This window comes from Streptomyces sp. NBC_01463 (genome assembly GCA_036227345.1).
In the GTDB taxonomy this organism is placed as follows: Bacteria; Actinomycetota; Actinomycetes; order Streptomycetales; family Streptomycetaceae; genus Streptomyces.
This window is the reverse complement of record CP109468.1, coordinates 6,530,330-6,552,357: the sequence shown is the minus strand read 5'-3', so window position 1 is coordinate 6,552,357 and position 22,028 is coordinate 6,530,330. Positions and strand designations below refer to the sequence as shown.

At 69.0% G+C, this 22,028-nt stretch carries 18 protein-coding genes and 1 riboswitch; of the genes, 5 read left to right on the top strand and 13 right to left on the bottom strand.

Annotated elements, in window-relative coordinates; all coding sequences use genetic code 11:
* Positions 1-27 precede the first annotated feature (27 nt).
* From OG521_28880 to OG521_28855, 6 genes are all read right to left on the bottom strand, one after another.
* Positions 28-1,404, bottom strand: coding sequence for an aminotransferase class V-fold PLP-dependent enzyme (locus OG521_28880; protein ID WUW24564.1), 1,377 nt, complete (start codon positions 1,402-1,404; stop codon positions 28-30).
* Between the two features lie 174 nt (positions 1,405-1,578).
* Positions 1,579-1,696: riboswitch (SAM riboswitch) on the bottom strand.
* Between the two features lie 83 nt (positions 1,697-1,779).
* A complete protein-coding gene (gene trpD / locus OG521_28875) occupies positions 1,780-2,844 on the bottom strand; it encodes an anthranilate phosphoribosyltransferase (GenBank protein ID WUW24563.1) in 1,065 nt (354 codons plus the stop codon).
* Between the two features lie 124 nt (positions 2,845-2,968).
* Positions 2,969-4,594 carry a ubiquinol-cytochrome c reductase cytochrome b subunit gene (locus OG521_28870; GenBank protein ID WUW24562.1) on the bottom strand — a complete coding sequence of 542 codons (1,626 nt, stop codon included), beginning with the start codon at positions 4,592-4,594 and terminating at the stop codon, positions 2,969-2,971.
* Positions 4,591-5,643, bottom strand: a complete 1,053-nt coding sequence (locus tag OG521_28865; GenBank protein ID WUW24561.1) for a Rieske (2Fe-2S) protein — start codon at positions 5,641-5,643, stop codon at positions 4,591-4,593. The genes OG521_28870 and OG521_28865 overlap by 4 nt, the downstream gene beginning before the upstream one ends.
* Positions 5,640-6,449, bottom strand: coding sequence for a c-type cytochrome (locus OG521_28860; protein WUW24560.1), 810 nt, complete (start codon positions 6,447-6,449; stop codon positions 5,640-5,642). The genes OG521_28865 and OG521_28860 overlap by 4 nt, the downstream gene beginning before the upstream one ends.
* Before the next feature lie 58 nt (positions 6,450-6,507).
* A complete protein-coding gene (locus tag OG521_28855; protein WUW24559.1) occupies positions 6,508-7,128 on the bottom strand; it encodes a heme-copper oxidase subunit III in 621 nt (206 codons plus the stop codon).
* Positions 7,129-7,330: 202 nt separating this feature from the next.
* Here OG521_28855 and OG521_28850 point away from each other — a divergent pair, with 202 nt between their 5' ends.
* A complete protein-coding gene (locus tag OG521_28850; protein WUW24558.1) occupies positions 7,331-7,732 on the top strand; it encodes a hypothetical protein in 402 nt (133 codons plus the stop codon).
* Between the two features lie 45 nt (positions 7,733-7,777).
* Here OG521_28850 and OG521_28845 read toward each other — a convergent pair whose 3' ends face one another.
* From OG521_28845 to coxB, 4 genes are all read right to left on the bottom strand, one after another.
* On the bottom strand, positions 7,778-9,034 hold the full coding sequence (locus tag OG521_28845) for an Ig-like domain-containing protein (protein WUW24557.1): 1,257 nt from the start codon (positions 9,032-9,034) through the stop codon (positions 7,778-7,780).
* Positions 9,035-9,156: 122 nt separating this feature from the next.
* The gene (locus OG521_28840) at positions 9,157-9,555 is read right to left on the bottom strand and encodes a cytochrome c oxidase subunit 4 (GenBank protein WUW24556.1); all 399 of its coding nucleotides are present in this window, start codon (positions 9,553-9,555) and stop codon (positions 9,157-9,159) included.
* Positions 9,552-11,288 carry a cytochrome c oxidase subunit I gene (gene ctaD, locus OG521_28835; protein WUW24555.1) on the bottom strand — a complete coding sequence of 579 codons (1,737 nt, stop codon included), beginning with the start codon at positions 11,286-11,288 and terminating at the stop codon, positions 9,552-9,554. Before ctaD ends, OG521_28840 begins: the two co-directional genes overlap by 4 nt.
* On the bottom strand, positions 11,285-12,247 hold the full coding sequence (gene coxB / locus OG521_28830) for a cytochrome c oxidase subunit II (GenBank protein ID WUW24554.1): 963 nt from the start codon (positions 12,245-12,247) through the stop codon (positions 11,285-11,287). Before coxB ends, ctaD begins: the two co-directional genes overlap by 4 nt.
* 270 nt (positions 12,248-12,517) lie before the next feature.
* Between coxB and OG521_28825 the strand changes: the two genes are divergently transcribed.
* Positions 12,518-13,900: a cysteine desulfurase/sulfurtransferase TusA family protein gene (locus tag OG521_28825; GenBank protein ID WUW24553.1), complete on the top strand. Its 1,383-nt coding sequence runs from the start codon at positions 12,518-12,520 to the stop codon at positions 13,898-13,900.
* On the opposite strand, the gene OG521_28820 is transcribed toward OG521_28825, so the two are convergent.
* Positions 13,901-14,875, bottom strand: a complete 975-nt coding sequence (locus tag OG521_28820) for a carbohydrate kinase family protein (GenBank protein ID WUW24552.1) — start codon at positions 14,873-14,875, stop codon at positions 13,901-13,903.
* A gap of 156 nt (positions 14,876-15,031) precedes the next feature.
* Here OG521_28820 and OG521_28815 point away from each other — a divergent pair, with 156 nt between their 5' ends.
* Together OG521_28815 and OG521_28810 are read left to right on the top strand one after the other, a co-directional pair.
* A complete protein-coding gene (locus OG521_28815; protein ID WUW24551.1) occupies positions 15,032-15,229 on the top strand; it encodes a hypothetical protein in 198 nt (65 codons plus the stop codon).
* A 153-nt stretch (positions 15,230-15,382) separates the two neighbouring features.
* Entirely contained in the window at positions 15,383-16,849 is a 1,467-nt protein-coding gene (locus OG521_28810; protein ID WUW24550.1) for a hypothetical protein, read from the top strand.
* Positions 16,850-16,959: 110 nt separating this feature from the next.
* Here OG521_28810 and OG521_28805 read toward each other — a convergent pair whose 3' ends face one another.
* Positions 16,960-17,316, bottom strand: a complete 357-nt coding sequence (locus OG521_28805) for an iron-sulfur cluster assembly accessory protein (GenBank protein WUW24549.1) — start codon at positions 17,314-17,316, stop codon at positions 16,960-16,962.
* Positions 17,317-17,539: 223 nt separating this feature from the next.
* Here OG521_28805 and nadA point away from each other — a divergent pair, with 223 nt between their 5' ends.
* The gene (nadA, locus tag OG521_28800; GenBank protein WUW24548.1) at positions 17,540-18,736 is read left to right on the top strand and encodes a quinolinate synthase NadA; all 1,197 of its coding nucleotides are present in this window, start codon (positions 17,540-17,542) and stop codon (positions 18,734-18,736) included.
* A gap of 56 nt (positions 18,737-18,792) precedes the next feature.
* On the opposite strand, the gene OG521_28795 is transcribed toward nadA, so the two are convergent.
* Positions 18,793-21,951: an efflux RND transporter permease subunit gene (locus OG521_28795; GenBank protein ID WUW24547.1), complete on the bottom strand. Its 3,159-nt coding sequence runs from the start codon at positions 21,949-21,951 to the stop codon at positions 18,793-18,795.
* Positions 21,952-22,028 lie beyond the last annotated feature (77 nt).

Below are 22,028 nucleotides of genomic sequence, written 5' to 3'. Positions count from 1 at the left end.
CCGTGCCCGGCCGAAGTGCTGTCCGCCTCAGACCTGCGCGGTGCCGCGGTCCGGGACGCAACGGCCGTCCTCGGTGCGGTACTTCCACTGGGCGCCCTCGCTGACCAGCTCGCGGACGGCGCGCAGGAAGCGCTCGATGTGCTCCTCCGGGGTACCGGCGCCGAAGCTGACGCGGATCGCGTTGAGGGACCGCTCGCCCGGCTCGGCCTCCGGCGCGCCGCACTCGCCGACGTCCTGCGGGTCGCTGCCGAGCAGGGTGCGCACCAGCGGGTGGGCGCAGAAGAGTCCGTCGCGCACCCCGATGCCGTACTCGGCGGAGAGTGCCGCGGCGAAGTGGGAGCTGTTCCAGCCCTCCACCACGAAGGAGATGACGCCGACCCGCGGGGCGTCGTCGCCGAACAGTGAGAGCACCTTGACCTCGGGGACCTCGGCGAGTCCGGCGCGGACCGCGCTGACGAGGTGCTGCTCGCGGGCGACCAGGCTGTCGAATCCGGCCTCGGTGAGCGCCTTGCAGGCGGAGGCGATGGAGTAGACGCCGATGACGTTGGGAGAGCCGGCCTCGTGGCGGGCGGCGGTGGTGTGCCACTCGACGTCCACTCCGCCGTCGGTGCGCCGCGCGACCTTGCGGGAGGCGCCGCCGCCGGCCAGGTAGGGCTCGGCGCTGCGCAGCCAGTCGGAGCGGCCGGCGAGGACGCCGGAGCCGAACGGCGCGTACAGCTTGTGGCCGGAGAAGGCGACCCAGTCGACGTCCAGCTCGGCGATGTCGACGGGGTGGTGCGGGGCGAGCTGCGCGGCGTCGAGGACGATCCGCGCGCCGTGGGCGTGCGCGGCGGCGGCGAGCTCCTTGACCGGCCACAGCTCACCGGTGACGTTGGAGGCGCCGGTGACGCACACCAGCGCGGGGCCGTACGGGTCACGGTCGGCGAGCGCCCGCTCCAGCGTGGCGACGGCCTGGGCCGGGGTGCGCGGGGCGTTCAGGTAGGTCACCCGGGCGTCGCGCCAGGGCAGCAGCGAGGCGTGGTGCTCGGTCTCGTACACGAAGACCTGGCAGTCGGCCGGCACGGCCGCGGCCAGCAGGTTGAGCGAGTCTGTGGTCGACCGGGTGAAGATCACCTGGTCGTCGGGGCGGCAGCCGAGGAACTCGGCGACGGTGACGCGGCTGGACTCGAAGAGGTCCGTGGAGAGCTGCGAGAGGTAGCCGGCGCCGCGGTGGACGCTGCCGTAGTACGGGGCGTAGGCGGCGACGTCGTCCCACACCCGCTGCAGGGCCGGGGCGCTGGCGGCGTAGTCGAGTGCGGCGTAGGTGACCTCACCGCCGGTGACCAGCGGGACCGTCACATCCTTGCCCAGAACGGGCAGCGGGGAACAAATGGACTGGTCGGCGGCAGCGGTGAAGACAGACATGACGAACTCCCGTAACAGGCAGGCGAAATCCGCGTGCCTGCGACGACGCGGCAGCACGGAGGGAAGAAAGAAGGGTGTGCGGAGGAGGGCCGAAAAGCCCTATCGCATTCGCTTGCTCACAAGAGGCTCCCTGAGGACCAGGACCCCACGGGTGGACATCTCACGATGTCGAGGGGTCCGCGCTTGCCGCAGACCTCGCTGCCTACGGCCTGGTCTTCACCCGGGGCACCCCGCCACGGACGGAGGGTTGCCGGACAGCGGGCCGGGGCCGTAGTCGCTGTCACTCATGACCTGCGCAGCATCTTGCCATACGTACGCAAACGCGCAAGGCGCAGTCCATGATCTGGACTGCGCCCTGCCTCACACTCCGTGCCCTCAGGCGTTGCTGGCCACGACCCAGCGCTCCAGCACCCGGCCCGCCGCGCCCGAGTCGATGGACTCGGCGGCCTTCACGATCCCGCCGGCGATCTGCTCGGCCAGCGTGCCCTCCCCCGGGTCCAGCGCGACCAGGGCCGCCGCCGAGTTGAGCAGGACGGCGTCCCGTACGGGCCCCGTCTCACCGGCGAGCAGCCGGCGGGCCACATCGGCGTTGTACGAGGCGTCGGCGCCGCGCAGCGCGTCCACCGGCACCAGCTCGAGACCGACGTCGCGCGGGTCGAACGCCTCCTCGCGCACCACGCCGTCCCGGGCGATCCAGACCCGGGAGGTCGCGGTGGTGGTCAGCTCGTCCAGGCCGTCGTCGCCGCGGAAGACCAGGGCGGAGTTGCCGCGCTCGGCGAGGACGCCCGCGACGATGGGCGCCATCCGCAGGTCGGCGACGCCGATCGCCTGCGACCGCACCTTGGCCGGGTTGGTGAGCGGGCCGAGGATGTTGAACGTGGTCGGCGCGCCGAGCTCCGCCCGGGCCTTCGCCGCGTACCGCAGTGCGGGGTGGAACTTGACCGCGAAGCAGAAGGTGATGCCCGCTTCCTCGGCCACCTCCACGACCCGCTGCGGGGGCAGTTCCAGGTTGACGCCGAGCTTGCCCAGGACGTCGGAGGAGCCGCTGGCCGACGACGAGGCGCGGTTGCCGTGCTTGACGACCTTGGCCCCGGTGCCCGCCACGACGATCGCCGACATGGTGGAGATGTTGACCGTCTTGGCCATGTCGCCGCCGGTGCCCACGATGTCGACGGTACGGCCGGGCACATGGATGGTGGTGGCGTGCTCGTACATCGCGCGGACCAGGCCGGCGACCTCCGTGACGGTCTCGCCCTTGGCCCGCAGCGCCACCGCGAATCCGGCGATCTGCACGTCGGTGGCCTCGCCGCTCATGATGCGGTCCATGGCCCAGGCGGTGTCGTCCTCGGTCAGGTCCTCGCCGCGCAGCAGGGGGGTCAGCACGCCGGGCCAGGAACGAGCCGCCACGCTGTCGCCGCCGACCGGGGTCACAACGTTCATGGTCCGCTCCTGGGGGGTCCACAGCCGATTAGGGGATGGGACCACCCTATCGAGCCCCAGGGGCAGCAAAGAGCCCCGTCCATCGAATGGACGGGGCTCCCGCTGTGGCGATCAGTTCAGGTGATCAGTGGTGGCCGTGGCCGCTGGTGATCTCCTTGTACTCCTCGGCGGTGGGCTTGGCGATCTGGTTGTTCTCGCCGTAGTAGCCCTTGCTGAGCTTGGCCCGCACCCTGGCGACCGGGGAGACCTTGCGCTCGACACCGTTCTCGTCGACCGTCGGGCCGATCTCGACCGGCTTGTACTGCTCGTGCGCGGTGAGCGTGTGCAGCTGCGCGGGCGAGAGCGGCTCGTGGACCTCGACGAACTCACCGTGCGGCAGGCGCTTGATGAGGCCGGACTCGCGTCCGTGCAGCACCTTCTCCTTGTCGCGGCGCTGAAGGCCGAGGCAGATCCGCTTCGTCACGATGAACGCGAGGACCGGGCCCACGAAGAAGAAGATCCGGACGAACCAGGAGATCGAGTTCAGCGACAGGTGGAAGTGCGTCGCCCAGAGGTCGTTACCACCGCCGACGAGGCCGACGAAGTAGACCGTGATCCAGGCGACACCGAAGGCCGTCCGGGTCGGGGCGTTGCGCGGGCGGTCCAGGATGTGGTGCTCGCGCTTGTCGCCGGTGACCCAGGACTCGATGAACGGGTACATCGCGATCGCACCCAGGATCACACCGAAGAGGACCAGCGGGATGAACACGCCCAGGACGAGCGTGTGACCCCAGAGGTTGATCTCCCAGCCGGGCATCACTCGGATCAGACCCTCGGCGAAGCCCATGTACCAGTCGGGCTGGGCGCCGGTGGACACCTGGTCCGGGCGGTACGGGCCGATGGCCCAGATCGGGTTGATCGAGGCGATGCCCGCGATGACGGCGATGACACCGAAGACCAGGAAGAAGAAGCCTCCGGCCTTCGCCATGTACACCGGCAGCAGCGGCATGCCCACGACGTTCTTGTTGGTCCGGCCGGGACCCGCGAACTGCGTGTGCTTGTGGTAGAAGACCAGGATCAGGTGGCCCACCAGCAGCCCGAGCATGATGCCCGGCAGCAGCAGGATGTGGATCGAGTAGAACCGGGCGACGAAGTCGCCGCCGGGGAACTCTCCGCCGAACAGGAACATCGAGATGTACGTGCCGACGATCGGCGTGGCCAGGATCGCGCCCTGGGTGAACCGGACACCGGTACCCGAGAGCAGGTCGTCCGGGAGCGAGTAGCCGGTGAAGCCGGTGAACATCCCGAGGACGAACAGCAGGAAGCCGAACATCCAGTTGATCTCGCGCGGCTTGCGGAACGCGCCCGTGAAGAAGACGCGCATCATGTGCACGAACATGCCGGCCAGGAAGATCAGCGCGGCCCAGTGGTGGATCTGCCGGACGAGCAGACCACCGCGGACGTCGAAGCTGATGTTCAGGGTCGAGGCGTAGGCCTCGGACATCCGGATGCCCTGCATGGGCTCGTACGGGCCGTGGTACACGACCTCGTTCATGCTCGGGTGGAAGAACAGCGTCAGATACACACCCGTGAGGATGATGATGATGAAGCTGTAGAGGCAGATCTCACCGAGCATGAAGGACCAGTGGTCCGGGAAGATCTTGCGCATGTTGGCCTTGGCCAGGGAGTAGATCCCGAGCCGGCCGTCCGCCCAGTCGGCAACCTTCTCACCGGCGGGCGCCTTGCGCTTCGTATCGGTCGCAGTACTCATCCGCGCTCCCAGAATGCAGGACCGACGGGCTCTTCGAAGTCACCGAGCGCCTCGAGGTTGCCCTCGCTGTTCACGCCGATCCGCAGCTGCGGGAGAGCGTGACCGGCCGGACCGAAGATGACGCGGGCGCCGTCGGAGAGGTCGAAGGTGGACTGGTGGCACGGGCAGAGCACGTGGTGCGTCTGCTGCTCGTACAGGCTGATCGGGCAGCCGACGTGGGTGCAGATCTTGGAGAAGGCCACGATTCCCTCGTGGGCCCACTCGCGCTCGCGCTTGTCCTTGATGTTGTCCGGCTCGATGCGGATGATCATCAGCGCGGCCTTGGCGATCTGCGTCTGGAAGTCGTGCGCGTCCTCCTCCAGGCCCTCCGGCATGGCGAAGGTCAGCGAACCGACGACGACGTCCTCGGGGCGCAGCGGCTCATTGGTGTTCATGTTGATGAGCTGCTTGCCCTTGGCCCACAGGGTCGAGCGGAGCTTCTTCTCCGGCAGCGGACCGAGGTCGCGCAGCAGCACCACACCGGCGAGCGGCACCAGGGCCAGCGCGCCGAACATGGTGTTGCGGATCAGCTTGCGCCGGCCGAACGCGGACTCCTCGGCGCCTGCCGCGAAGTCGGCGAGAACCTTCGCCTTGACCTCGGGCTCGGCCGAGATCGCGTGCCGCTCGTCGGCGACCTCCACGTCCGACATCAGGGTGCGCGCCCAGTGGACGGCGCCCGCGCCGATCGCGAAGAGCGCCACGCCCAGGGTCAGCCCCAGGGAGAAGTTGAGCGCGCTCACATGACCGAACGGGAAGATGTAGACGATCTTGTCGACCGGGAAGATGACGTAGGAGGCGATGAAGCCGACCGTCGCCAGCATGGACAGCGTGAACATGAACGCGACCGCGCGCTCGGACCGGTTGGCGGCCCGTTCGTCGATGTCCTGGATGCGCGGCTTGTGGGCCGGCAGCCCCGGGTCGGCGAACGGGTCGTCCGTACCCTCTACCGCGCCGTGCGCGGAATCCTGCTCTGCGGGCAGGTTCTCTTCTGGAATCTCTTGGCTACTCATGACTTCTTGGCCTTAGCGGTGTGGGCCGCGACCCAGATGGCAACTGCGATCAGTGCGCCGAGCCCGAAGATCCAGCCGAAGAGACCCTCGCTGACCGGACCGAGGCCGCCGAGCGAGAGCCCGCCGGGGCTCTCCGACTCGGCACCGTTCACGGTCTGGATGTACGCGATGATGTCCTTCTTCTGCTGATTGGGCATCGTCGAGTCGGGGAAGGACGGCATGCTCTGCGGGCCGGTCTGCATGGCCTCGTAGATGTGCTTCGGGTCCACGCCTTCGAGGCTGGGGGCGTACTTGCCCTTCGTCAGGGCACCGCCCTCGCCGGTGAAGTTGTGGCACTGCGCGCAGTTGGTGCGGAACAGGTCGCCACCCTTGGCGATGTCCGCACCGTCAGGGCTGACCTGGCTCTTGGTGGGGACGATCGGGCCGGCGCCGAGCGACGCGACGTACGCCGCGAGCTGGTCGATCTCGGCCTGGGTGTAGATGACCTTCTTCTTCGGTACCTGGGCGCCCGGCTGCTGTGCCGGCATACGGCCCGTACCGACCTGGAAGTCCACGGCGGCGGAGCCCACGCCGACAAGCTGGGGCCCGTCGGTGGTGCCCTGACCGCCGGTTCCGTGGCAGCTGGCGCAACCGACGGAGTACAGCTTCTTGCCCTCGTCGATGGCGAGGGACTGGGCGGTTTCGTCGGCCTGCGCCTTACTCGCGGGCGCAAACGCGGCGTACAGCCCCCCAGTAGCCGCAAGCGCGAGGAGTAGTACGACGACCGCCGCCAACGGATGGCGTCGTCGTGCGGAGAGCTTTTTCACGGATTACCCCGGTGTCAGGATCTTCTGCGTCGATGATGTGGTTCGGGCTCTGGCCCGGTTACTTGATCATGTAGATCGTGGCGAACAGGCCGATCCACACGACATCGACGAAGTGCCAGTAATAGGACACGACGATGGCTGCGGTCGCCTGCTCATGGGTGAACCTCTTGGCTGCGTATGTCCTGCCCAGAACGAGCAGGAAGGCGATGAGGCCGCCTGTCACGTGCAGACCGTGGAAGCCGGTGGTCAGGTAGAACACCGAGCCGTACGGGTCCGAGGACAGCGAGAGGCCGTCCTTCTTCACCAGCTCGGTGTACTCGAAGACCTGGCCTCCGATGAAGATCGAACCCATCACGAAGGTGATCACGAACCAGGCACGGAGCTTCTTCACATCGCCCCGCTCCGCGGCGAAGACGCCGAGCTGGCAGGTGAGTGAGGAGAGCACCAGGATCGTGGTGTTCGTCGCCGAGAACGGGAAGTTCAGGGCTGACGCCATTTCCTTCCAGTGATCCGCTCCGGTCACCGATCGCAGGGTGAAGTACATCGCGAAGAGGGCCGCGAAGAACATCAGCTCGGAACTCAACCAGATGATGGTTCCGACGCTGGTGAGGTTCGGCCGATTGACCGACGGGTGCGCGTGCCCGGTTTCTACTGTCGTTGCTGTCGCCACGACCGACATTATGTCGGTCGCTTATCCCGCCCTCACTCCGGGGGGTGCCGTTCGGTGTGTCAGAGGGGTGTGTCCTCCCCGAACGGCCCATGGATCCGCTGTCCCGGGCGATGCTGACAGCCCATCGGGCGGAGTACGATCCGCGCATCGGGCAGCCCTCACGCACCGGGGGCCCCGACAGCCCCGAAGACACGGATGTCACGGAGGAACCATGCAGCCGACCGCCACGGTCCTGGTCTACAGCGACAACGCACACACCCGTGAGCAGGTGAGGCTGGCAGCCGGGCGCAGGCCTGCCGCAGACGTGCCGCAGGTGGAGTTCCTGGAGTGCGCGACCCTGCCCGCCGTCCTGGACGCGCTGGAGCACGGAGGCGTCGACGTCTGCGTGTTGGACGGCGAGACGGCCCCGGCGGGCGGCATGGGGGTCTGCCGGCAGATCAAGGACGAGATCTTCCGCTGCCCGCCCGTGCTGCTGCTGATCGGGCGCCCCCAGGACGCCTGGCTGGCCACCTGGAGCCGCGCGGACGCCGCGGTGACCCTTCCGGTCGAACCGGTCGAGTTCGCGGACGCCCTGGCCGCCCTGCTGCGCAGCAGGCTCTCCGTGGGGGCCTGAGGCCCCTCCCGCCCGCCGTTCCGAGGCGCGGCGCACCCCCGGCCGTCAGACCTGGGGGCGCAGCCGCGCCGCCCGGACCGTGTCGACACGGTCCGGCGTGGCGTCGTTGTTGAGCGCGCTGCCCTTCTGCCACTTGGCCCAGGACAGGTTCCAGTCGCCGTAGCCGTTGTCGAACGGCGTCATGGTCTCGCCCTCGCTGCCGACGACCTTCACGATGTCGCCCTCGCGCACGGTGTTGAAGAACCACTCGGCCTCGCTGGTGCTCATCCCGGTGCAGCCGTGGCTGACGTTCGCGGATCCCTGTGATCCGGTGGACCACGGGGCCGCGTGCACGTACTCGCCGCTCCAGGTGACCCGTGTCGCGTAGTAGACCGGCAGGTCGTACGAGTCCTCCGAGCCCTCCGCGATGCCGATGGACTCCCCGCGCATACGTACGTAGTACTCCTTGCCCAGCACGACCTTGACGCCGTTGCGGGTGGAGAAGCCGGGCTTGCCGGTGGTCACCGGGATGGTGTTGATCACTTCGCCGTTGCGCAGCACCGTCATGGAGTGCTCCGAGGCGTCGGTGATGGCCTCGATGCGGTCGCCGGTAGTGATCTTCAACGCTTTCGCGGGGGCTCCGTAGAGCGCGTTGGTGACCTTGATGCCGGTCAGGTTGCTGCTGACCTCGATGCTGGCCTTCGCCGGCCAGTAGTCCTTGGGCCGGTAGTGCAGCGTCTTGTCGTCGACCCAGTACCAGGAACCGGTGACGGCGGGCGTGGAGCGCACCCTCAGGGCGCGCTCGACGGTGGCGCGGGAGGCCTTGTCGGTGACCGGGGCGCTGAGTTGCGCCGTGACGGGCTGTCCGACGCCGTAGGTGCCCGCCTGCGGGCCGAAGGTGACCTTCAGGAACTTCTTGGCCGCCGCGGTCGAGAAGGAGAGCGTACGGCTGCCTGGAGCCCCGTCGTCGTCCTCCATGCTGACCTTGACGGTGTACCGGGTCCCCGCGGCCAGCGGGGCGGTGGAGCGCCAGCGGTGGCCGTCGGCGTCGAGCTCGCCCGCCAGATGGCGTCCTTCGGTGTCCACGGCCGTCACATCGGTGATCCGGCCGTCGTCGCTGTCGACGCTGACTTCGAGCGGCTTGTCCGGGTCGACCTTCTCGGCGCCGTCGGAGGCGTTGGAGGAGATCTCGTCCGCCGCGTCGTACGGCTGTGCCGAGAGCGGATGGCTGCCGGACTCCCCGCAGGCGGCCGCCCCTGCCACCAGGGTCGCGGCCAGCAGAGTGCAGCTCACTACGGGACGGATACGCGGCGTGTGGTTCATGAACCCACGCTAAGAAGATTCATCCGTTTCAGCGCGCCGGGTGACTGCAAACGGGGGGCCCGCACTTCTCGTGGAAGTGCGGGCCCCCCGTCAGGTGGAGCGGTGTCACGGGTGGAGCGGTGTCACTGGGTGCGGTTCTCACCGCGGTAGTACTCGAAGACCCAGCCGAACAGACCGATCAGGATGACCGGGGCCGAGAAGTAGAGCAGCCACCAGCCGAAGACGACTCCCATGAAGGCGAGTGCGCCGCCGACCGCCAGCGAGAGCGGCTGCCAGCTGTGCGGGGAGAAGAACCCCACGTCGCCGGCCTCGTCCGCAACATCGGCTTCCTTGTTGTCCTGCGCCAGTGCGTCGACCCGCCTGGCCGTGAAGGCCAGGTAGAAGCCGATCATGACGCTCAGGCCGAAGGCCAGGACGAGCGCGGTGGTGCCGACCGGCTCCTTGGACCACACGCCGTAGGTGATGGCCATGACGAGGATGAACAGCGCCAGACCGAGGAACATCTTGCCCTGGACCTTCACTTGCCCGCCTCCTTGCCACCGGCGAGGGCCTTGTCACCCTCGGAGAGGTGATCGAGCTGCTCGAGCGCCGTGATCTCCGGGTGGTGCAGGTCGAACGCCGGGGATTCGGAACGGATCCGCGGCAGCGTGAGGAAGTTGTGCCGCGGCGGCGGGCAGGACGTCGCCCACTCCAGCGAACGGCCGTAGCCCCACGGGTCGTCGACCTCGACCTTCTTGCCGTACTTGGCGGTCTTCCACACGTTGTAGAAGAACGGCAGGATCGACAGGCCGAGCAGGAACGAGGAGATCGTCGAGATCGTGTTCAGCGCGGTGAAGCCGTCGGCGGCCAGGTAGTCCGCGTAACGACGCGGCATACCCTCGGCGCCCAGCCAGTGCTGCACCAGGAACGTGCCGTGGAAGCCGATGAACAGCGTCCAGAAGGTGATCTTCCCGAGCCGCTCGTCGAGCATCTTGCCGGTGAACTTCGGCCACCAGAAGTGGAATCCGGAGAACATCGCGAACACCACGGTGCCGAAGACGACGTAGTGGAAGTGCGCGACCACGAAGTACGAGTCCGAGACGTGGAAGTCCATCGGCGGCGAGGCCAGGATGACGCCGGTCAGACCACCGAAGGTGAAGGTGATCAGGAAGCCGACGGCCCAGAGCATCGGTGTCTCGAAGGACAGCGAGCCCTTCCACATCGTGCCGATCCAGTTGAAGAACTTCACCCCGGTGGGCACCGCGATGAGGAACGTCATGAAGGAGAAGAACGGCAGGAGCACGCCTCCGGTGACGTACATGTGGTGCGCCCACACGGTCACGGAGAGACCGGCGATGGAGATCGTCGCGGCCACCAGGCCGATGTATCCGAACATCGGCTTGCGGCTGAACACCGGGATCACTTCCGAAATGATCCCGAAGAAGGGCAAGGCGATGATGTACACCTCTGGATGTCCGAAGAACCAGAAGAGGTGTTGCCAGAGCAATGCCCCGCCGTTGGCCGCGTCGAATACATGCGCACCGAATTTACGGTCCGCCTCCAGCGCGAAGAGCGCCGCCGCCAGCACCGGGAAGGCCAGCAGGACCAGCACACCGGTCAGCAGGACGTTCCAGACGAAGATCGGCATGCGGAACATCGTCATGCCGGGGGCGCGCATGCAGATGATCGTGGTGATGAAGTTGACCGAGCCGAGGATCGTGCCGAAGCCGGAGAAGGCCAGACCCATGATCCACATGTCGGCACCGACACCCGGCGAGCGGACGGCGTCCGACAGCGGGGAGTAGGCGAACCAGCCGAAGTCGGCCGCACCCTGCGGGGTGAGGAAGCCGGCCACGGCGAGGATCGAGCCGAAGAGGTACAGCCAGTACGCGAACATGTTCAGCCGCGGGAACGCCACATCGGGCGCACCGATCTGCAGCGGCATGATCCAGTTCGCGAATCCGGCGAACAGCGGCGTCGCGAACATCAGCAGCATGATCGTGCCGTGCATCGTGAACGCCTGGTTGAACTGCTCGTTCGACATGATCTGCGTGCCGGGACGGGCCAGCTCGGCGCGCATGAAGAGCGCCATCAGTCCGCCGATGCAGAAGAACGCGAACGATGTGACCAGGTACATCGTGCCGATCGTCTTGTGGTCAGTGGTGGTCATCCACTTGATGACGACGTTTCCCGGCTGCTTGCGCCGGACCGGCAGCTCGTCCTCGTACGAGTCGTCTGCTGCCGCGGCACCCTGAGGTTCGTTGAGGATGCTCACAGTTTGTTCGTCTCCGCATTCCTGGCCGGGTCAGTCTGCTCGATACCGGCCGGCACGTAGCCCGTCTGGCCCTTCTTCGCCAGCTCCTTCAGGTGCGCCTGGTAGCGCTCCGGGGAGACGACCTTGACGTTGAAGAGCATCCGGGAGTGGTCGACGCCGCACAGTTCGGCGCACTTGCCCATGAAGGTGCCCTCCTGGTTGGGAGTCACCTCGAAGGAGTTGGTGTGGCCCGGGATGACGTCCTGCTTCATGAGGAACGGCACCACCCAGAAGGAGTGGATGACATCACGCGAAGTCAGGATGAAGCGGACCTTCTCCCCCTTGGGCAGCCACAGGGTGGGGCCGGGGTTGCCGTTCTGCGGGTTCCGGTCTCCCGGGACGCCGACGTCGTAGACGCCGTCCGCACCCTTCGGGAAGTCCTTGCGGAACCGGTCCGGGATGGCGTCGAGCTCCTTGGGGACCTCGTTGCCCGTGGCGGCGGAGCCGTCCACGTTCTCGATGTAGTTGAAGCCCCAGCTCCACTGGTAGCCGACCACGTTGACGGTGTGGGCGGGCTTCGGGGAGAGCTCGAGGAGCTTCGTCTCGTCGCGGGCGGTGAAGTAGAACAGCACCGAGACGATGATCAGAGGGACCACGGTGTACAGCGCCTCGATGGGCATGTTGTACCGGGTCTGCGGAGGTACCTCCACCTTGGTGCGGCTGCGCCGGTGGAAGATGACGCTCCACAGGATCAGGCCCCAGACCAGCACGCCCGTGGCGAGCGCTGCCGCCCACGAGCCCTGCCAGAGGGAAAGGATCCGTGGGGCCTCTTCCGTTACCGGCGTAGGCATACCAAGGCGGGGGAAGTCCTTGTATGTGCAACCGGTTGCGGTCGCCAGGATCAGTCCCGCAGTCAGCACCTGCGGCAGCTTCCGCCGCATCGGGCGCCGCGACGAGCGGTCGGAGCCGTTGGGACTCACGTAGCGCCTTCCCGAGAGTCTCGCCCGCACGGTCGGCGCGCCCGTCTCGTTTGTCGGTCGCCGCCCCTGACGCGGGCAGGGGTTTGGATGTTTATGCGGACCAAACCCTACTGGACGCTATTTGGGGTCGCGCGGGGAGGGTGCCCAACGCGCCGCCCGACTCCCCGAAGGGGTGGAATCCGGGGCTCCGGCCGCCATCTGACGCCCCCTCTCCCGACTGTCGGGGCAGCCGGTCCGGGGCCGGGGTCCGGGCCGGGCTAGCGTGGCCGGGTGCCCTACTTCGACACTGCGTCCGCCGCCCCGCTCCATCCCGTCGCCCGCCAGGCGCTGCATGCCGCGCTGGACGAGGGCTGGGCCGACCCCGCCCGGCTCTACCGCGAGGGACGGCGGGCCCGGCTGCTGCTGGACGCGGCCAGGGAGGCCGCCGCGGAGGCCGTCGGATGCCGTCCCGACGAGCTCACCTTCACCTCTTCGGGCACCCGCGCGGTGCACTCCGGAATTTCCGGAGCTCTCGCGGGGCGTCGGCGTGTCGGCCGCCATCTGGTGGTGTCGGCGGTCGAACACTCGTCGGTGCTCCATTCGGCCGCCGCCCACGAGGACCGGGGCGGGCAGGTCACCGAGGTGCCGGTGGACCGGGCGGGTGCGGTGGGTACGGAGGCGTACGCGTCGGCCCTGCGCGAGGACACCGCGCTGGCCTGTCTGCAGTCCGCCAACCACGAGGTCGGCACCGAGCAGCCGGTGGCCGAGGTGGCCGGGCTCTGCCGGGCGGCGGGGGTGCCGCTGCTGGTGGACGCCGCGCAGTCGCTGGGCTGGGGGCCGGTTCCGGACGGCTGGTCACTGCTGGCGGCGAGCGCCCACAAGTGGGGCGGCCCGGCCGGGGTCGGACTGCTCGCGGTGCGCAAGGGCGTCCGGTTCGCCGTCCGAGGTCCGGCCGACGAGCGGGAGTCGGGGCGGGCCGCCGGCTTCGAGAACATCCCGGCGATCGTGGCTGCGGCCGCGTCCCTGCGGGCGGTGCGGGCGGAGGCGACCGCGGAGTCGGCCCGGCTGCGGGCACTGGTGGACCGGATCAGGACCCGGGTGCCCGGACTGGTGCCCGATGTGGAGGTGGTCGGCGATCCGGTGCGGCGGCTGCCGCATCTGGTCACCTTCTCCTGTCTCTATGTCGACGGAGAGACCCTGCTCCATGAGCTGGACCGGGCCGGTTTCTCCGTTTCGTCCGGCTCGTCCTGCACGAGCAGCACGCTGACGCCGAGCCATGTGCTCAAGGCGATGGGCGTGCTCTCGGAGGGCAACGTCCGGGTGTCACTGCCCACGGGCACCACCGACGAGGACGTCGACCGCTTCCTGGCGGCGCTGCCCCCGGTGGTGGCAGCGGTACGGGAGAAGCTGGGCGCCCCCGCGGCGGCCGCCCCCTCCGCCGCCTCGGCGCCCTCCCTGGTGGTGGACGCGCTCGGGCGGCGCTGCCCGATTCCGGTGATCGAGCTCGCAAAGGTGATCGGAGAGGTACCGGTGGGCGGCACGGTGACCGTCCTGTCCGACGACGAGGCGGCGCGCCTGGACATTCCGGCCTGGTGCGCGATGCGGGAGCAGGAGTACGTGGGTGAGGAGCCGGCGGACCGGGGCTCGGCCTATGTGGTCCGCCGGCTGTCCTGACTACGCGAGGTGCGTGCGCACCTCGGCCGCGGCCTCGTGGCCGTACGCCTTGGTGAAGCGGTCCATGAAGCGGGTGCGGTGCAGGGTGTACTCCTGCGTGCCGACCGTCTCGATGACCAGGGTGGCGAGCATGCAGCCGACCTGCGCGGCCCGCTCGAGGCCGACGCCCCAGGCGAGTCCGGAGAGGAATCCGGCGCGGAAGGCGTCGCCGACGCCGGTCGGGTCGGCCTTGGTCTCCTCCTCCGCGCAGCCGACCTCGATCGGCTCGTCACCGGCGCGCTCGATCCGTACGCCCTGGGCGCCGAGGGTGGTGACCCGGTGGCCGACCCTGGAGAGGATCTCCGCGTCGGTCCAGCCGGTCTTGGACTCGATGAGCCCCTTCTCGTACTCGTTGGAGAAGAGGTACGTGGCGCCGTCGAGGAGGATCCGGATCTCGTCGCCGTCCATCCGGGCGATCTGCTGCGAGAAGTCCGCGGCGAACGGGATACCGCGGGTGCGGCACTCCTCGGTGTGGCGGAGCATGCCCTCCGGGTCGTCGGCGCCGATCGACACGAGGTCGAGGCCGCCCACCCGGTCGGCGACGGCCTTCAGCTCGATCAGCCGGGCCTCGCTCATGGCGCCCGTGTAGAAGGAGCCGATCTGGTTGTGGTCGGCGTCCGTCGTGCAGACGAAGCGGGCGGTGTGCAGGACCTCGGAGATCCGCACCGAACCCGTGTCGACGCCGTGGCGGTCGAGCCAGGCGCGGTACTCGTCGAAGTCGGAGCCCGCGGCGCCGACCAGGATGGGGGCGGTGCCGAGCAGCCCCATGCCGAAGCAGATGTTGGCGGCGACACCTCCCCGGCGGACGTCCAGGTTGTCGACCAGGAAGGAGAGCGAGACCGTGTGCAGCTGATCGGCGACCAGTTGGTCGGCGAATCGGCCGGGGAAGGTCATGAGGTGGTCGGTGGCGATGGAGCCGGTGACTGCGATACGCACGGGGAGACTGCTCCTGCGGAGGTCGAGGGAACGGTGTCCGTGTTCCCGGGTCGGCGTGACAGTTAACGCTACCGGTTCCTGCAGTCAGGCGAAGGGGGGAAAACTACCCGATAGTAGGGCTTTCCTCCTGAGGTCGGGGGTGCTTACGGTGCGGATATGTCGAACCACATCGCTACGCGCGAGTCCGAGACCACGCTGGCCGAGCTGCGCGGGGACTGCGCACGGATGGCTCCGCACTGGGTGGTACCCGCGAAGACCGCTCCCACCCCTGTGCCGCCCGCGCTGATCCACGGCGTGACCGTGCCGCCAGCCTCGGCCAGGCTGATCGACGCGACGGCGGAGTACGGCGGCTGAGACCGGCCGCCGGCGGTCCCCGGACCGGCCTCCTCCTCGCAACTGCCGCCCCGGGAGGGAACCGTGCGCGCCCGCGCCCCGTCCCAACGGTGTTCCGCATCAGCGGGACGGGCCCCGCAGGGTCCTGGCGTACGACGGCGAAGGAGCGAACCGGTGAGCACCGAGCGACCCGACAACGATGTGACCGGCAACCGGCGGCGGTCGCCGCTGGCCGTGGCTTCGGTGGCGGCGGCCGTACTTCTGGCCGGTGGCGGCGGCGCGTACTGGGCCATGGCGGCGGACGGCCATGGCGGCGGCGAGTACAGCGGCTCGGACGGTTCCGGCGCCACTCCCCCACCGCTCGCCCTGGACGAACGGGCGGACGGACCGGTCACGCCCTCGCCCCGGCCCTCCGCTCCGACGCAGGGCATCGCGCCGGGCGAGCCCGATCCGCACGGCGGGCGCATCGTCTACCGCGCCTCCGGCAAGCTTCCGGACGGCCCGGACCGGGCCGCGGTCCGGCGGCCGAGCGGGACCGTGTCGGCCGCCGAGGTGGCCCGGCTGGCGAAGGCACTGGGTGTGCAGGGCACCCCGCAGGCCGAGGGCACGTCCTGGAAGGTGGGCTCCGACGGGGACGGTTCGGGGCCGGTGCTGCGGGTGACCAAGCAGGCCCCCGGCACCTGGACGTTCGCCCGGTACGGCTCCGGCGGCACGGACAACTGCGAGAGCGAGAAGGTCTGTTCGAGCAAGCGGGTGGCGCCGGGCGGATCGGGCACGCCGGTGAGCGAGAAGGCCGCGAAGGCCGCCGCGGTCCCCGTACTGAAGGCGGTCGGCCAGGACGACGCCGCTCTCGACGCCCGCCAGCTGATGGGTTCTGTACGGGTGGTGAACGCCGACCCGGTGGTCGACGGGCTGCCGACGTCCGGCTGGGCGACCGGGATCCAGGTCGGCCCCGACGGTGAAGTGACTGGTGGCAGCGGGCAGTTGAAGGGCCTGGAGAAGGGCGCCGAATACCCGGTGATCAGCGCGGGCGAGGCGGTGAAGCAGCTGAACGCCAGCCGGCCGCCGAGCGGCGGGAACACCGGCGGCTGTGCGAGCCCCGCACCGCTGGAGGACGGCACGAAGTCGTCCGGCGTCAGCTGCGGCGCCCGGACCGGGGCGGAGACGCCCACGACGACGGTGACGGTCGACAAGGCGGCCTTCGGCCTGGCCGCCCGGTACGTGGAGGGCAAGCAGCTGCTCGTACCGTCCTGGATCTTCACGGTCCGGCCGGCCGCGGGCGGCACGGGCAGCACCGTGACCCAGGTGGCGGTGGACCCGGAGTTCCTGGCGGACACCCCGCCCGGGAAGACCCCGGACAACGGCGGAACGAAGACGTCCGGGCGCAAGGTCCTGTCGTACAGCGCCGACGGGCGGACCCTCTCGGTGACCTTCTGGGGCGGCGTCTGCAGCAAGTACACCGCGAGCGCGAGCGAGAACGGCTCCACGGTGTCCGTCTCGGTGACGGAGTCGAAGCCGGAGAAGGGCAAGGTCTGCGTCATGATCGCCAAGGAGCTGACCCGCAAGGTCACCCTGGATGAGCCGCTGGGCGAGCGGAAGGTCGTCGACGCGGCATCGGACGTCGCGGTGCCGCGCGCCTGACACGACGCGCCTGACTCGTACACGGCACCACGCGCACACGGCTACGGCGGCGGCCCCGGGATCGGAATCCCGGGGCCGCCGCCGTACGTTCGCTACCGCTTCCTCCGCGTTTAGCTGAAGGAGTCGCCGCAGGCGCAGGAACCCGTGGCGTTCGGGTTGTCGATCGTGAAGCCCTGCTTCTCGATGGTGTCCACGAAGTCGACGGAGGCGCCGCCCAGGTACGGGGCGCTCATCCGGTCGGTGACGACCTTGACGCCGTCGAAGTCCTTCACGACATCGCCGTCCAGCGAACGCTCATCGAAGAAGAGCTGGTAACGCAGGCCCGAGCAGCCGCCGGGCTGGACGGCGACGCGCAGTGCCAGGTCGTCGCGGCCTTCCTGCTCCAGCAGGCCCTTGACCTTGGCTGCGGCGGCGTCGGACAGGAGGATGCCGTCGCTCACGGTGGTGGTCTCGTCCGATACGGACATCTGCTTCTCTCCCGGGTTGTACGGAGACTGCTTGCCGACGTTGCAACCGTCGGGACCGCGGATTCATTCCGGGCCGAGCGCTTGCCTGTTCCATTCATGCTCGCACACCGGCCCGGCGGGCGGATGCGTCACATCGACGCTATCGGCATCGTCAAAGTGACGTGAACCGGTTATGATAGATAACGTCAATTCGACGAAAAGGCTCCTCCGCAGAGAAGAAAGGGTGCGTGACGTGACCACGGCCCACCCCGTCCAGGATCTCGATGTCCAGCCGACGCCCCTCGCCCTGCTCCTGCTCGGCCGCGACGCCGACCCCAAGAGCGAGCGTGGCGTCGAATGCCCCGGCGACCTGCCCTCCCCGTCCGACCCGGACCTGGTGGAGCGCGCCCGCGCGGCCAAGGAGAAGCTGGGGGAGAAGGTCTTCGTCCTCGGGCACCACTACCAGCGCGACGAGGTCATCCAGTTCGCGGATGTGACGGGAGACTCGTTCAAGCTCGCCCGCGACGCGGCGGCCCGGCCGGAGGCGGAGTACATCGTCTTCTGCGGTGTGCACTTCATGGCCGAGTCCGCGGACATCCTGACCACGGCCGACCAGAAGGTCGTGCTGCCGGACCTGGCGGCGGGCTGCTCGATGGCCGACATGGCCACCGCCGAGCAGGTCGCCGAGTGCTGGGACGTGCTCACCGAGGCCGGCGTCGCCGAGCAGGTCGTGCCCGTCTCGTACATGAACTCCTCCGCGGACATCAAGGCCTTCACCGGCCGCCACGGCGGCACGATCTGCACCTCGTCGAATGCGAAGCGCGCCCTGGAGTGGGCCTTCGAACAGGGCGAGAAGGTCCTGTTCCTCCCGGACCAGCACCTGGGCCGGAACACCGCCGTACGGGACATGGGGATGACCCTGGAGGACTGCGTCCTCTACAACCCGCACAAGCCGAACGGCGGCCTGACCGCCGAGGAGCTGCGCAACGCGAAGATGATCCTGTGGCGCGGGCACTGCTCGGTGCACGGGCGCTTCTCGGTGGAGTCCGTCAACGACGTGCGGGCCCGTATACCCGGGGTCAACGTGCTGGTGCACCCGGAGTGCAAGCACGAGGTCGTGGCGGCCGCGGACTACGTCGGCTCGACGGAGTACATCATCAAGGCCCTGGAGGCGGCCCCGGCCGGCTCGAAGTGGGCGATCGGCACGGAGCTGAACCTGGTGCGCCGGCTGGCCAACCGTTTCGCCGCGGAGGACAAGGAGATCGTCTTCCTCGACAAGACGGTCTGCTTCTGCTCGACGATGAACCGGATCGACCTGCCGCACCTGGTGTGGACGCTGGAGTCGCTGGCCGAGGGCAACCTCGTCAACCGGATCGAGGTCGACCCGGAGACCGAGAAGTACGCCAAGCTGGCGCTGGAGCGCATGCTGGCGCTGCCGTAGGCACAGCGGAAGGCCCCGGCACCGGATTCCGGTGCCGGGGCCTTCCGCATGCCCGGTCAGGCCTTCGCGGGCTCCGGCTCGTCGGAGGAGGTGGTCTCCTCCGATTCGGCCGGGGCCGGGATTCCGGCCTTCTTCGCCCGCTTCGCGGCCTTCTTCTTCGCGCGGCGCTCCTTGAAGAGCTCCACCATCGCGTACAGCGTCGGCACCAGGAGCAGCGTCAGCAGCGTCGAGGTGACCAGACCGCCGATGACCACGACGGCCAGCGGCTGCGAGATGAAGCCGCCCTCGCCGGTGACGCCGAGCGCCATCGGGAGGAGGGCGAAGATCGTCGCCAGTGCCGTCATCAGGATCGGGCGGAGCCGGTGACGGCCGCCCTCGACGATGGCGTCGACCACGGCCATGCCCTGGGCGCGGTACTGGTTGATCAGGTCGATCAGCACGATCGCGTTGGTCACCACGATGCCGATCAGCATCAGCATGCCGATCATCGCCGGGACGCCCATCGGGGTGCCCGTGATGAGGAGCAGGCCGATGGCGCCCGTGGCGGCGAACGGGATGGAGACCAGCAGGATCAGCGGCTGGACGAGCGACCGGAAGGTCGCGACCAGCAGCATGAAGACGATCGCGATGGCCGCCAGCATGGCCAGGCCCAGCTTCGTGAACGCGTCGTCCTGGTCCTGGGTGACGCCGCCGATGGTGGCGGTGGCGCCGTCCGGGAGATCCAGGGCGTCGATCTTCGTCTGGAGCGAGGTGCTGACCGCGCCGGTGTTGTCACCGGTGGGCTTGGCCGTGATCGTCGCGGCGCGCTGGCCGTCGATCCGGGTCATGGAGACCGGTCCGGGGACCAGCTGCACATCGGCGATGGACCCGAGCCTGACCGCTCCCAGCGGGAGGTTCTTCAGCTCCTCCATCGTGGTGGCCGGGTGGGCCGACTTGATGACGACGTCGCGCTCGGTATCGTCCATGATCGCCTTGCCGGACGGGGTGCCCCGTACGGCGGAGGCGACGGCCGCGCCCAGCGTGGCCTGGCTGTAACCGGCGTCGGCGGCCTTGGCGTTGGCCTTGACCGAGACGCGCGGGATGCTCTGCGCCAGGTCGCTCTGGACGTCGGTGACGTCCTTGAGCTCGGCCACCTCGGCGCGCACCTCTTCGGAGGCCTTCTTCAGGGTGTCCGCGTCGGCGGCCTTGACCACGACGCTGAGGTCCTGGCTGCCGAAGCCGTCGCCCGCGGCGATGGTGGTGTCCCCGATGCCGTCGAGCTTGGCCAGGGCCTCGTCGATGCGGTCCTGGGTGGCGTCGTAGTCGGCGGAGTCCTTCAGGGTGACCTGGTAGGACGCCTGGTTGGCGCCGGTGCCGCCGCCGAAGGCCGCCATGAAGCCGGACGATCCGACGGTGACCTGGTAGTCCTTGACGCCCTCGTCACCGGCGATGACCTTCTCGACCTTCTTGGCCGCCTCGTCGGCGGCCGCCAGGCTGGTGCCCGGGGTGAGCTCCTGCTTGATGGACAGGACCTCCTGCTCGCCCTGGTCGAAGAAGTTCGTCTTGAGCAGCGGGACCATGCCGAAGGTGCCGAACAGCACGGCGACGGCGATGACGATGCTGGTGATGCGGCGACGGGTGGCGAAGCGCAGCACCGGGACGTAGATCCGCTGGAGCCTGCTGCGGGCTTCCTTCTCCTCGGCCTCGCGGCGCGCCTTGTCCGGGTCCTCGGCGCTGCCCTTGGGGGCGCGCAGGAACCAGTACGACAGGACGGGGACGACGGTCAGCGAGACCAGCAGGGAGGCCAGCAGGGCCGCGGTGACGGTCAGCGAGAACGAGCCGAAGAGCTGGCCGACCATACCGCCGACCAGGCCGATGGGCAGGAAGACGGCGACGGTGGTGAGCGTGGAGGCGGTGACCGCGCCGGCCACCTCCTTCACCGCGGTGGTGATCGCCGACTGGCGCTCCTCGCCGTAGCCGAGGTGACGCTTGATGTTCTCCAGGACGACGATCGAGTCGTCGACGACCCGGCCGATCGCGATGGTCAGCGCGCCCAGGGTGAGCATGTTGAGCGACAGGTCACGGGTCCAGAGCACGATCAGCGCGAGGACCACGGAGAGCGGGATGGAGACCGCGGTGACCAGGGTCGAGCGCAGCGAGGCCAGGAAGACCAGGATCACGATGACCGCGAAGAGCAGGCCGAGCGCGCCCTCGGTGGTCAGACCCGAGATCGCCTTGGAGACGGCGGGGCCCTGGTCGGAGACGACGGTCAGCTCGGCGCCGGCGCCGAGGTCCTTGCGCAGGTCCGGGAGCTTGTCCTTGACGGCGTCCGAGATGGCGACGGCGCTGCCGTCCTTGTCCATCGTCGCCATGACGGCCAGGCTCGGCTTGCCGTTGGTGCGCGTGATGGAGACCGCGGTGGACGGCTCCTGCTTCACCGTGGCGATGTCACCGACCCGGACCGGCTTGCCGGGCTTGCCGGTCGCCGGGTCCTGCCCGGAGACCCGCAGGTCCTCGAACTGCTGGAGGGTGGTGAACGTGCCGCCGACCTGGACGGTGCGGCTCTTGCCGGCCTCGGAGAAGGAACCCGCCGGGACGGTCGCGCCGCCGGCCTGGAGCGCCTGGGCGAGCGAGGTCGCGTTCAGTCCGGCCGCCGCGAGCTTCTTGTCGTCGGGGGTGATGGAGACCTGGAGGTCCTGCACCCCGTCGACGGTGACCTGGCCGACGCCGTCGATGTCCTCCAGGGCGGGGACGACCGTGCGGTCCAGCTGGTCCGCGAGGGCCTGCTGGTCCTTGTCGGAGGTGACGGCGAGGACGACGGTCGGGATGTCGTCGGTCGAGCCCGCGATGACCTGCGGGTCCACATCGTCGGGCAGCTGGATGCGGGCGCGGTTCACCGCCTGCTGGATGTCCGCGACGAGCTGCTTGGTGCCCTCGTCGCCGAAGTCGAACGTCGCCATGATGACGGCGTTGCCCTCGCTGGCGGTGGAGGTCATTCCGGTGACGCCGTCGACGGCCTTGATCGAATTCTCGAGCGGTTCGACGACCTGCTTCTCGACCACATCGGGGGACGCACCCTGGTACGGGGCGAGCACCGACACCATCGGCAGTTCGATGGTGGGCAGCAGCTGCTGCTTGAGCTGCGGGATCGCGATCGCTCCGAATACGAGCGCGACGATCGAGATCAGCCCGATCAGGGCCCTTTGCGCGAGGCTGAATCTGGACAGCCAGGACATGGGTGGGTCTCTCTTCTGTGGCTTACGCGGCAGGTGGGCGGGTAACTCGGGGACAGACCCGGCCCACCTATACGATC